General features: G+C 68.1%; 11 protein-coding genes and 1 pseudogene. 10 read left to right on the top strand and 2 right to left on the bottom strand.

Annotated elements, in window-relative coordinates; translation table 11 throughout:
* The first annotated feature begins 258 nt into the window (after positions 1 to 258).
* The 3 genes from PMI14_RS30650 (at position 259) to PMI14_RS30640 (ending at position 2,619) form a co-directional block, all read left to right on the top strand.
* Positions 259 to 795, top strand: a complete 537-nt coding sequence (locus PMI14_RS30650) for a hypothetical protein (protein WP_007861145.1) — start codon at positions 259 to 261, stop codon at positions 793 to 795.
* A 291-nt stretch (positions 796 to 1,086) separates the two neighbouring features.
* The gene (locus PMI14_RS30645) at positions 1,087 to 2,208 is read left to right on the top strand and encodes a 3-deoxy-7-phosphoheptulonate synthase (protein WP_035206349.1); all 1,122 of its coding nucleotides are present in this window, start codon (positions 1,087 to 1,089) and stop codon (positions 2,206 to 2,208) included.
* A 99-nt stretch (positions 2,209 to 2,307) separates the two neighbouring features.
* The gene (locus PMI14_RS30640) at positions 2,308 to 2,619 is read left to right on the top strand and encodes a hypothetical protein (protein WP_007861138.1); all 312 of its coding nucleotides are present in this window, start codon (positions 2,308 to 2,310) and stop codon (positions 2,617 to 2,619) included.
* A gap of 3 nt (positions 2,620 to 2,622) precedes the next feature.
* On the opposite strand, the gene mpl is transcribed toward PMI14_RS30640, so the two are convergent.
* A complete protein-coding gene (mpl, locus tag PMI14_RS30635) occupies positions 2,623 to 4,044 on the bottom strand; it encodes a UDP-N-acetylmuramate:L-alanyl-gamma-D-glutamyl-meso-diaminopimelate ligase (protein WP_007861137.1) in 1,422 nt (473 codons plus the stop codon).
* Between the two features lie 183 nt (positions 4,045 to 4,227).
* Between mpl and PMI14_RS30630 the strand changes: the two genes are divergently transcribed.
* From PMI14_RS30630 to PMI14_RS30600, 7 genes are all read left to right on the top strand, one after another.
* Complete coding sequence (locus PMI14_RS30630) at positions 4,228 to 4,833, top strand: hypothetical protein (RefSeq protein ID WP_035206350.1); 606 nt, start codon at positions 4,228 to 4,230, stop codon at positions 4,831 to 4,833.
* On the top strand, positions 4,830 to 5,408 hold the full coding sequence (locus PMI14_RS30625; RefSeq protein WP_007861135.1) for a TlpA disulfide reductase family protein: 579 nt from the start codon (positions 4,830 to 4,832) through the stop codon (positions 5,406 to 5,408). Before PMI14_RS30630 ends, PMI14_RS30625 begins: the two co-directional genes overlap by 4 nt.
* A gap of 147 nt (positions 5,409 to 5,555) precedes the next feature.
* A complete protein-coding gene (gene accB / locus PMI14_RS30620; RefSeq protein WP_007861134.1) occupies positions 5,556 to 6,011 on the top strand; it encodes an acetyl-CoA carboxylase biotin carboxyl carrier protein in 456 nt (151 codons plus the stop codon).
* 7 nt (positions 6,012 to 6,018) lie between these two features.
* Positions 6,019 to 7,368, top strand: a complete 1,350-nt coding sequence (gene accC / locus PMI14_RS30615; protein WP_007861132.1) for an acetyl-CoA carboxylase biotin carboxylase subunit — start codon at positions 6,019 to 6,021, stop codon at positions 7,366 to 7,368.
* Positions 7,369 to 7,450: 82 nt separating this feature from the next.
* Complete coding sequence (gene prmA / locus PMI14_RS30610) at positions 7,451 to 8,350, top strand: 50S ribosomal protein L11 methyltransferase (RefSeq protein WP_007861130.1); 900 nt, start codon at positions 7,451 to 7,453, stop codon at positions 8,348 to 8,350.
* A gap of 46 nt (positions 8,351 to 8,396) precedes the next feature.
* Positions 8,397 to 10,169: a zinc-ribbon and DUF3426 domain-containing protein gene (locus tag PMI14_RS34505; RefSeq protein ID WP_007861128.1), complete on the top strand. Its 1,773-nt coding sequence runs from the start codon at positions 8,397 to 8,399 to the stop codon at positions 10,167 to 10,169.
* Positions 10,170 to 10,225: 56 nt separating this feature from the next.
* Positions 10,226 to 11,122: a carbohydrate kinase family protein gene (locus tag PMI14_RS30600; RefSeq protein ID WP_007861126.1), complete on the top strand. Its 897-nt coding sequence runs from the start codon at positions 10,226 to 10,228 to the stop codon at positions 11,120 to 11,122.
* Positions 11,123 to 11,441: 319 nt separating this feature from the next.
* Here the strand turns inward: PMI14_RS30600 and PMI14_RS35705 are convergent.
* A pseudogene (locus PMI14_RS35705) lies at positions 11,442 to 11,673 on the bottom strand (histone); the annotation flags it as partial.

Raw genomic sequence — 11,673 nt, 5'->3', positions numbered from 1 at the left:
GGGGGACGCCCCCAGCGCGGCGGGGCGGCCCTTGCGGGGGGGGCGCTGGCCTGGGCCGCGCCGGTTCAGAGGCTTTGAACGATGCCTGGCGCAAGCGAAGGCGAGGCCCCGGAGGTCTTACGGCCGCCTCGCCAATTGTTGCGTAGCCACACCATTCGCGCTGCCCATTGCCCGCAATTGGCCGGTCTTCACCTGCCAAATGGTGTGCCTGGGGCTTGCACGTAGCCGCATGGGGCCTGGGCGGCGCACAATCTCGGCATGCCTGCCACGCGCCCCAGTCTGCAGCACACACTTCAGTCGTTTGGCGACATCAGCCGTTTTTTGCGCGAGAGCGTGGCCGATGAGGATTCGCGCCAGCTGCGCGACAGCCTGAGCGGCCTGTCCACCCACATCGACGAGGCGGTGCGCACGCGCCGCACCAGCACCGACACGGCGGCCATCACGCGCCGGGTGGTGGGCCTGTCGCACTGCGCGCGCGAGCACCAGTTGTTCCTCACCGGCCTGGGCTCGGCCTGGCATGCGCTTTACGAGTTCGGTGCCTACCAGCGGGCCCTGCGCGAGCTGCGCAATGCCATTACCGCCTGGCAGCAGGCGCTGGAGCAGCGCAACACGCGCGAAAGCGCCTGCTTCGACCAGTTCGAGCTGCTTGCCTGGCGCACCCTGGGAGAGGCCTTGCTGCTGGTGGACATGTACGAGCACCAGAGCGAGCCGGTGAGCGAGCTGCCCAGCGAGCCACCGCCTCCGCGTTCGGCATTGCAGCGCGCGGCCGCCTGGCTGCGGCGCTTGCGCAGCTGATTTTCTCGGCTCCTTTGCCGCCCAGGATTGCCTTGCAAGCCGCCATGGCGTTGCGTCTTCGCAACGCCTGGGGGTTGTTGCAATGCGGCAAGACTGTGCTACATTGATTGCCATGCAAGTTCGCAGCGCGTTTTATTTTTGGTTTTTTATCTCAGTCCCCGGCGGATGAGAGGCGAACGCGCAAGCACACACAACCTCACCATACCAACCGCCGACGCTGCAAAGCCCGGCGGTTTTTGTTTTTCTGCCCTCCCCATTTCCATCCACTTTGCAGCCCACGAGGAAGACAACATGACGGCCCATGCCAACCCCACCAGCGATGCCTGGTACCGCAGCGTCGAGAAAACCAGCCAGACCGACGACGAACGTATCAAGGACATCACCGTGTTGCCCCCTCCAGAGCACCTGATCCGCTTTTTCCCCATCAGCGGCACGCCGGTGGAAACGCTGATCACCCAGACCCGCAAGAGCATCCACAACATCATGGCCGGCGAGGACGACCGCCTGCTCGTGATCATCGGTCCCTGCTCCATCCATGACCCGGCCGCCGCACTCGAATACGCGCGCCGCCTCAAGGTGGCCCGCGAGCAGTACAAGGACACGCTGGAGATCGTGATGCGCGTCTACTTCGAGAAGCCGCGCACCACGGTGGGTTGGAAGGGCCTGATCAACGACCCCTACCTCGACGAGACCTACCGCATCGACGAGGGCCTGCGCATCGCACGCCAGCTGCTGATCGACATCAACCGCCTGGGCATGCCCGCGGGCAGCGAGTTCCTGGACGTGATCTCGCCCCAGTACATCGGCGACCTGATCTCCTGGGGCGCCATCGGTGCGCGCACCACCGAAAGCCAGGTGCACCGCGAGCTGGCCTCGGGCCTGTCGGCGCCCATCGGCTTCAAGAACGGCACGGACGGCAACATCCGCATCGCCACCGATGCCATCCAGTCGGCCAGCCGCGGCCACCACTTCCTGTCGGTACACAAGAACGGCCAGGTCGCCATCGTCAACACCAATGGCAACAAGGACTGCCACGTCATCCTGCGCGGCGGCAAGGCCCCCAACTACGACGCCGAGAGCGTGGCCGCGGCCTGCAAGGACCTCGAAGCCGCCAAGCTGCCCGCCACCCTGATGGTCGACTGCAGCCATGCCAACAGCAGCAAGCAGCACCAAAAGCAGATGGACGTGGCGCGCGACGTGGCCGGCCAGATCGCGGGCGGTTCGCGCAGCGTCTTCGGCCTGATGATCGAGAGCCACCTCACGGCTGGCGCGCAGAAATTCACGCCCGGCAAGGACGATGCCGCGGCGCTGACCTATGGTCTGAGCATCACCGACGCCTGCCTGGGCTGGGACGATTCGCTGCAATCGCTGGCCGACCTTTCCGCTGCCGTGCAAGCCCGCAGGGCCGCTTGAGCATCGGCCTGCGTGTAAGCTTCTGGCCATGGAGGGCCCCGTGCGCTGACCCTGTGCGGCGGCGGGGCCTTCCGCCTCCGCTTACAAGAAAGGCACCCCATGCACAGCGAAGTCTCCGTCCGCCTGGCGGGCAACCAGGAATTCCGTTTCGACCTCGCGAGCGCCGAGCCCATGACCCATGAGGAAGGGCGCCGCTGGCTGGACGACCAGTTCACCAGCCTCGACTGCGAGCCCCTGCGCGCCAGCGGCAAGGTGCTGCTGGCCGACAAGGTGCTCACCGTGGCCCAGGCCGCCGGCAGCCCGCTGATGGGTGATGTGCAGTGGTCGCGCGATTTCGCACGCGCCGCCAGTGCGGCACTGGCCCGCCCCGTGGTGCGGGTCGACGTCCCTGCAATGGCCGTGACCTTCTGATTCCTATTGGGCCAGCGCCTGCAACAGGCGTGCGTGCACGCCGCCAAAGCCGCCGTTGCTCATGCACACGATGTGGTCGCCGGGGCGTGCCGCGGCACTGACCTGGGCCACCAGCGTGTCGATGTCGGGGGCGGTCTGCGCCCGCTGACCCGGCCCCACGCCCAGGGGGGCGAGGGCCTCGGCCGCGTCCCAGTCCAGCCCGGCGGTGTGGCAGAAGGCCAGGTCAGCGGGCTCCAGTGCCCAGGGCAACTGGCTCTTCATGGCGCCGAGCTTCATGGTGTTGCTGCGCGGCTCGAACACCGCCAGGATGCGCGCGCCGGCCGGGAGGCTGCGGCGCAGGCCGTCGAGCGTGGTGCGCAGCGCCGTCGGGTGGTGGGCGAAATCGTCGTACACCGCGATGCCGTTCACCGTGCCGCGCAGTTCCATGCGGCGCTTGACGTTCTGGAACTGACCCAATGCCCGCGCTGCCTGTTCGGGCGCCACGCCCACGTGGTGGGCGGCGGCGATGGCGGCCAGTGCATTGAGCTGGTTGTGCACGCCGGTCAGCGGCCACTCCACGCGCGCCACGGTGCGGCCCTGCTGCACCACGTCGAAGGCATGGGGCTCGCCCACGGCCGAGAAATCCCCCACCGCCGTGCCGAAGCTGCTCACGCTGCTCCAGCAGCCGGCGTGCAGCACGCGCGCCAGGCTTTCCTCCAGCCCGTTGACCACCACGCGGCCCGAGGGCGGCACGGTGCGCACCAGGTGGTGGAACTGGCGCTCGATGGCGGCCAGGTCGTCGAAGATATCGGCGTGGTCGAACTCCAGGTTGTTCAGCACCGCCGTGCGTGGCCGGTAGTGCACGAACTTGCTGCGCTTGTCGAAGAAGGCCGTGTCGTACTCGTCGGCCTCGATCACGAACAGCGGGCTGGTGCCCAGCGCCCCGTCACCGGCGTGCGGCCGTGCGGCCGCGCCCAGGCGTGCCGAGACGCCGAAGTTCAGCGGCACCCCGCCGATCAGGAAACCGGGCTGCTGGCCTGCGCTCTCCAGGATCCAGGCCAGCATTGAGGTGGTGGTGGTCTTGCCGTGCGTACCGGCCACGGCCAGCACATGCCGGCCCTGCAGCACCTGTTCGGCCAGCCACTGGGGCCCGCTGGTATAGGGCAGGCCGGCCTCCAGGATGGCCTCCATCAGCGGAAATTTGGGTGTGCCATCGGCCAGCCGCACCCGGCTGACCACATTGCCGACCACGAACATGTCGGGTTCCAGGTCCAGCTGCTCCGGGCCGAAGCCTTCGATCAGCTCGATCCCCAGGGCGCGCAACTGGTCGCTCATGGGTGGGTAGACGCCCGCGTCGCAGCCTGTGACCCGGTGGCCCGCTTCGCGGGCCAGGGCCGCGAGGCCGCCCATGAAGGTGCCGCAGATGCCCAGTATGTGTATATGCATGGTCGATGATTCTACTTTTCAAACCCAGGGCCTCGCGCCGCAGGGGCGGCCTGCCTGGGGAGCTATGAAATTGATAGTCCTGCGAGCGCCATGGCCCTGTGGGCAGCGCTGCTGTGGGGGCATGTGGACGACCCCGAAAGCGCGTTCGCGCCACAATGGAGCCTCCACTGCCTGGTTTGCGCCATGAACACACCTCTGAGTGCCGAAATCGCCAATACCACCGCCCGCATCGTCGTCGAGGAAGGGATGGAGTGGGGCCCCGCCAAGCGCCGTGCGCTGCGCGAAATGGGCTTGCCTGCCCGCACGGCACTGCCCGGCAACGACCAGGTGGAGGAGGCCGTGCGCGAGTACATTGCCCTGTTCTGCGCCGATACCCAGCCACGCGAGCTGCGTGCTTTGCGCCAGCTGGCCCTGGTCTGGATGGAGCGCATGGCGGCCTTCCGGCCCCACCTGGGTGGCGCCGTGTGGCATGGCACGGCCACGCGCCTGTCGGATATTTACCTGCAGTTGTTCTGCGATGACTCCAAGTCGGCCGAAATTGCGCTCATCGACCACCATGTGGACTATGAACCGCGCACGGTGTCCGGCTTCCATGGCGAATCGGTCGAGGCCCTGAGCCTGGGCAGCAAATCGCCGGAACTGGGGGAGATCATCGGGGTCCACCTGCTGATCTACGACCTCGATGACCTGCGCGGTGCGCTGCGGCCCGATGCCAAGGGGCGCTCCCCCCGCGGTGACATCACGGCCGTGCGCCACCTGCTCCAAGATACGGAATCCCCTGCTCCATGACGACCCCCGCTCCCGAGATATCCCCGCCCGCAGCCTCCGCCGCTCCCGCCGATCCTGCCCGCCGCCGCTGGCTGTATGCGGGCGTGGCCGGCGCGGCCGCCGTGGGCGGCGCAGGCGTGGCGTGGTGGAAGTTCCAGCCCCATGCCATGGACAGTGGGGCCGAAAAGGCCCTGTGGGCCCTGGAGTTCGAGACGCCGGACGGGGCCACCCTGGCGCTGCAGCGCTTCCTGGGCAAGCCGCTGCTCATCAACTTCTGGGCCACCTGGTGCGCTCCCTGCGTCGAAGAGCTCCCCATGCTCAATGCCTTCTACCGCGAACAGGCGCCCAAAGGCTGGCAGGTGGTGGCCCTGGCCATCGATCAGCCGTCTTCGGTGCGCAAGTTCCTGGCCAGGCTACCGCTGGAATTCCCCGTCGGACTGGCCGGCATGCAGGGCACCGACCTGGGTCGCTCGCTCGGAAACCTCACCGGCGGCCTGCCTTTCACGGTGGTGCTGGGCGGGGAAGGCCGGGTGCTGCACCGTAAAATGGGCCAGGTCACGGCGCAGGATCTGCAGCAGTGGTCGGCCCTGCGCTAGGCGGGGCGGGCCTTCGAGGCCCTTTATTTCAGGCCTGAATGGCCCTTCGACGCTCCGGCGTTCATCAAAATTGTGGCCCAAAGACGGGCATAGGCCGAATTTGGAGTAAATTCGCGCCCTGTTCAGTTTTTAGCCGTTGGAGCTTTCATGGATCTGCGAAAACTCAAAACCCTCATCGACCTCGTCTCCGAGTCGAATGTGTCCGAACTCGAAATCACGGAAGCCGAGGGCAAGGTCCGTATCGTCAAGAGCGGCGGCGCCGTGGTCCAGCAGTATGTACCAGCGCCGATGCAGCAGGCTCCTGCCCCTGCCCAGGCTGCAGCCGCCCCCGTGGCCGAACTGCCCGCCCCGGCCCCGGCCGCGCCCGCAGGCCATGTGGTCAAGTCGCCCATGGTCGGCACCTTCTACCGTTCGTCCAGCCCCGGCGCCAAGGCCTTCGTCGAGATCGGCAGCCAGGTCAAGGAAGGCGAGACCATCTGCATCATCGAGGCCATGAAGATCCTCAACGAGATCGAGGCCGACAAGTCGGGCACGGTCACCCGCATCCTGGGTGAGAACGGCCAGGCCGTGGAATACGGACAACCGCTGTTCGTGATCGAGTAAGGCGCGCATGTTCAAGAAGATCCTTGTTGCCAACCGGGGCGAGATCGCCTTGCGGATCCAGCGCGCCTGCCATGAGCTGGGCGTGAAGGCCGTGATGGTCTATTCCGAGGCCGACCGCGACGCCAAGTACGTCAAGCTGGCCGAAGAGGCGGTGTGCATCGGCCCCGCGCCCTCGCCCCTGTCCTACCTCAACATGCCGGCCATCATCTCGGCCGCCGAAGTGACCGATGCCGAAGCCATCCACCCCGGCTACGGCTTCCTGTCCGAGAACGCCGACTTCGCCGAGCGCGTGGAAAAGAGCGGCTTCCAGTTCATCGGCCCCACGCCCGAGTCGATCCGCATCATGGGCGACAAGGTCTCGGCCAAGCAGGCCATGATCCGTGCGGGCGTGCCCTGCGTGCCCGGCTCCGAGGGCGAGCTGCCCGAAGACCCGGTGCAGATCCGCCGCATCGCCAAGGCCGTGGGCTATCCCGTGATCATCAAGGCCGCCGGCGGCGGTGGTGGCCGCGGCATGCGCGTGGTGCACACCGAGGCCGCGCTGGTCAATGCCGTGCAGATGACCAAGGCCGAGGCCGGGGCTGCGTTCGGCAATCCTGCGGTGTACATGGAGAAGTTCCTCCAGAATCCGCGCCACATCGAGATCCAGATCCTGGCCGACAAGCACCGCAATGCGGTCTACCTGGGCGAGCGCGACTGCTCCATGCAGCGGCGCCACCAGAAGGTGATCGAGGAGGCGCCGGCCCCGGGCATCCCGCGCAAGCTGATCGAGAAGATCGGCGAGCGCTGCGTTGCTGCGTGCAAGAAGATCGGCTACCGCGGTGCGGGCACCTTCGAGTTCCTCTACGAAAACGGCGAGTTCTACTTCATCGAGATGAACACGCGCGTGCAGGTGGAGCACCCGGTGACCGAATGGATCACGGGCGTGGATATCGTGCGCACGCAGATCATGGTCGCCGCCGGCGAGAAGCTGCCCTTCACCCAGCGCCAGATCGAGATCCGGGGCCATGCCATCGAGTGCCGCATCAACGCGGAAGATGCATACAAGTTCACCCCCTCACCAGGGCGCATCACCACCTGGCATCCACCGGGCGGGCCCGGTGTGCGCGTGGACTCGCATGCCTACACCAACTACTTCGTGCCGCCGAACTACGACTCGATGATCGGCAAGATCATCGTGCACGCCGATACGCGCGAACAGGCGCTGGCGCGCATGCGCACGGCGCTGTCGGAGACCGTGATCGAAGGCATCAACACCAATGTGCCGCTGCACCGCGAGCTGATGGTGGACGCCAAGTTCATGGCCGGCGGCACCAACATCCACTACCTGGAAGAGTGGCTGTCCCAACACAAACGTTGAGCGGCCTTCCCGTTGGTTGATCCACATGCTGGCCCCTGGCAACGGGGGCCGGCATTTCATTTTTTCTGAGAGGCCTGTGCCCATGTTCGAGCTGATGCTGATGTGCCCCGAAGACCGGATCGAGCCGGTCAGTGACGCGCTGGACGCGCTGGACGCGCTCAGCGTCTCGGTCGAAGATGCCGACGCGCAGACCGATGCCGAGCAGGCCCTGTTCGGCGAGCCCGGCATGCCGCCACCCAAGGATGGCTGGCAGCGCAGCCGTGTGGTGGCCCTGTTCCCCACGCGCGAGGCCGCTGTCGAGGCGCAGCAACTGCTGTCGGTGCAGGACTTCTTCGAGGGTTGCCAGGTGCTGGGCGTGGCCGAGGTGGCCGACCAGGACTGGGTGCGGCTCACGCAGTCGCAGTTCGCGCCCGTGGACATCACGCCCGATTTCTGGATCGTGCCCACCTGGCACGAGCTGCCGGCCGCGGCCGTGCGCAGCATCCGTCTGGACCCGGGCCTGGCCTTCGGCACCGGCACCCACCCCACGACGCGCATGTGCCTGCGCTGGATCGCCCGCAAGGGCGCAACTGGCGAGGGCGCAGCCGCCTTCGGCCGCGTGCTCGACTACGGTTGCGGCTCGGGCATCCTAGCCATCGGCACGGCCAAGTTCGGTGCCACCGACATCGATGCGGTGGACATCGACACGGCGGCGGTCGAATCGACGGTCCTGAATGCGCAGGCCAATGGCGTGCAACTGCGCGCCGGCCTGCCCGACAAGGCCAGCGGCCAGTACCATACCGTGCTGGCCAACATCCTGGCCACGCCGCTGCGCGTGCTGGCGCCCCTGCTGTGCAACCACGTGGCGCCCGGCGGCCACCTCGTGCTGGCCGGCATCCTGGCCCGTCAGGCGGACGAGCTCAAGGAGGCCTACGCACCCTGGGTGAAGCTCGAGGTGGCGGACACCGAGGACGGCTGGATCCTCATGACGGCATCGCGCTGATGCCAGGTGCGGGGCGGTACATGCCGCACCCTACAATCGACCGCAGATGAGCCAGATCACACGCTGCCCGGCCTGCGCGACCCAATTCAAGGTGGTCGCCGACCAGTTGCGCATTTCCGAAGGCTGGGTGCGCTGCGGGCAGTGCAAGGAGGTGTTCGATGCGGCGGCCTACCTGGTGGCTGCGCCGCCTCCGCCGATGCTGCCCGACGTGTCGCTCACCGACACGCGCCCACCACCCGTGGTCGTGTCCCGACCCGCCGAAGAGCGGGGCGCCTGGGGCGTGTTCGACCCGCCCGCGCCCCGGCCTGCTGCGGGCCGTGCCGTGGCCCAGCCAGCGGCACCTGTCCCGGCGCCGGTGCCGGCCATGCCTTCGCCCGTGGCACCTGCTGCGTCTGCGGCGGGCTCCTCCGGCGCCCGGGTCGGCGAGGCGTTCGATATTCCCGCCCCCACGGTTCCGGCGTTCCTGTCGGCCACGCGCCCGCCCGCGGTGGCACCCGGTGCCGATGGGCTGAGCCTGGAGCCCTTGCAGACCTTTGGCTGGCGTGCCCCGGTGCCGCTGGCGCCCCTGGCCCCCCTTGTGCCGCTGGCTCCTGTGGTGCCGGTTGCGCCGCTGGCGCCCCCGGTACCCGCCACGCCACCCGCGGCGGCGGTGCCGCCTGCTGCTGCCGCCGCCGCGTTCGTCCCCCCGCCGCCGCGCGAGGAGAGCCGTGTGCTGCCCGGCCTGGCCGCCTCGCTGCTGGCCGACCTGGCCCCGGTGGCGAGCCCGGCGGCACGGCCCAGGGAGGTGGTGGATCCGGCCGCCGAGGGCATGGCGCTGCCTGCCGGCTACGAACTGCCGGTGGCGGATTTTTCCGATTCCCTGCCTGCGGTCGATCGTGACGGCTACGGCGACGATGGCCCGGACACGGAGATCATGTCCCTGCCCGAGGGCCCGGGCGATGGGGGTGCCTATCCGTCCCTGGACCTGCCGCCGGCCGTCCCGGCGGCGCAGCGCGATTTCCTGGTGCCGGACGAAGAGGACGACGACCACGATGACGGCGTGCCGCTGTTCGGCCATGTCGACGCGGTGCCCGAACCTGGGCCACGGCGCACGCCCGTGGCTTCGCCATCGTCCACCAGCGGGTTTTCCGACTCCGTGACGCCCTTTCCCGCCGATGCGGATTTCGAGCTGATGCCCGATCCGGTCTTTCCGGCATCGGCACCCGCCCGACCTGATGTTGCCAGCGGCGCGCGCGGGCCTGCAGCGGCGGCGGCCCTGGACGCCGACGAAGACGACGAGCTGCCGGCCGGCCATTCCGGTGCCGAGGAAGTGAGCTTCGTGCGGGCTGCGCGGCGCAAGGCCTTCTGGCGCCGGCCGCTGGTGCGCAGCGTGCTGGCGCTGGTGCTGGTTCTCCTGCTCGGGGTGCTGGCCCTGCAGGTCGCCGTGCACGAGCGCAACCGCATCGCCGCGATGGACAGCCGCTCGCGCCCCTGGCTGCAGCAGCTGTGCGCGCATGTGGGTTGCGCGCTGGCCCCCCAGCGCCAGATTGCCGACCTGGTGATCGACAGCTCGTCCTTCAACAAGGCGCGCGGCGATGGCTATGTACTGGCGCTCACCGTCAAGAGCCGTGCCGAGATACCGCTGGAAATGCCAGCGGTGGAGTTGACGCTCACCGACGCCCAGGACCAGCCTGTGCTGCGGCGCGTGCTGCTGCCGGCCGACCTCGCAGCGCCGGTCGAGCTGGCGGCGCGCGGCGAGTGGAGCACCTCGGTCTCGGTGGTGGTGACCTCGGGCGCCTCGCGGGTGTCGGGTTACCGGGTGATGACCTTCTACCCCTGATCCCGCCGGACCGGGGCCTTTCCTTCCTCCAACCCTCTCTCTACCTTCTTCCTACTATGGCTGCCCTCATCTGCGGTTCCCTGGCGTTCGACACCATCATGACCTTCGAGGGCCGTTTTGCCGAGCAGATCCTGCCCGAGCAGCTGCACATCCTCAACGTGTCTTTCCTCGTGCCCTCGCTGCGCCGCGACTTCGGCGGCTGCGCCGGCAACATCGCCTACAGCCTGAAGCTGCTGGGCGGCGAGCCCCTGCCCATGGCCATGCTGGGCAGCGATGGTGCCGATTACCTGCAGCGCCTGGACACCCTGGGCATCAGCCGGCGCTTCGTGGGCCAGGTGGAAGACGTCCACACCGCCCAGGCCATGATCATGACCGACCGCGACAACAACCAGATCACGGCCTTCCACCCCGGCGCCATGATGCAGGCCCATGCCAACCGCATCGAGTCCGGCGATGGCATCCGCCTGGCCATCATCGCGCCCGATGGCCGCGATGCCATGCTCGAACATTCGGCGCAGCTGGTGGCGGCCGGTGTTCCCTTTGTCTTCGATCCTGGCCAGGGCCTGCCCATGTTCAACGGCGCCGAGCTCTCGCGCTTCATCGAACAGGCCACCTGGGTCACCGTCAATGACTACGAAGGCAAGATGCTCAGCGAACGCACGGGCTGGAGCCTGGCCGAGATCTCGCAGCGCGTCGACGGCCTGGTGGTGACGCTGGGTGGCGAGGGCTGCGAGGTATGGGTCAAGGGCGAGAAGACGCTGGTGCCCGCCGTGGTGCCGGCCGCTGTCGTGGACCCCACGGGTTGCGGCGATGCCTGGCGCGGTGCGCTGCTGTTCGGCCTGGAGCGCGGCTGGTCGTTGGTGAAGTGTGCGGAACTGGGCAACCGGGTCGGAGCCCTCAAGATCGCGCAGCGCGGTCCGCAAAGCTACACGCTGGACTTCCAGCCCGCGTGAGTTGAAGTGCCCCCGGAGGCGCTGCGCGCCTTCACGCCTCTCTCAGTTTGCTTCGCAATCTGGGAGGGGGAACGCCCCCAGCGCACGCAAGCGAAGCGCCGCATATGCGGCGGGGCGGCCCTTGCGCGGGGGGCACTGGCCATGGCGCACCAGTTTCATGCGCCGCGGGTGGCGCGCAGTGCAATGGATGCCTGATGGATTGCGTCGCTGTGCCGGTGCCACGCACGGTGCAGGAGGCGCGTCCCGTGCTTTCCGTTCGGGCATAAAAAAACCCGGTGCCGAAGCACCGGGTTGAGCGCGAAGCGCGTAAGCCAGAGACTTACGGCTTGGTGCCCGTGGGGAAGGGCCATGCTGCCTGAGGGTTCAGCGTGGTCTGCGCTGCGGGAGCGGCTGCGGCTGCAGCTGGCGCAGGGGCTGGGGCCTTGGCCGCTTTCTTGGCAGGAGCTGCCTTTTTGGCGGGTGCAGGGGCGGCCTTCTTGGCGGCTACGGCCTTCTTGGCAGGAGCGGCAGCCTTCTTGCTGGGCGCAGCAGCCTTCTTGGCAGGAGCGGCA

It is taken from the genome of Acidovorax sp. CF316, assembly GCF_000276605.1.
GTDB lineage: Bacteria > Pseudomonadota > Gammaproteobacteria > Burkholderiales > Burkholderiaceae_C > Acidovorax.
Note: the sequence above shows the minus strand (reverse complement) of the source record. Positions and strands in the feature narration are given on the sequence as shown.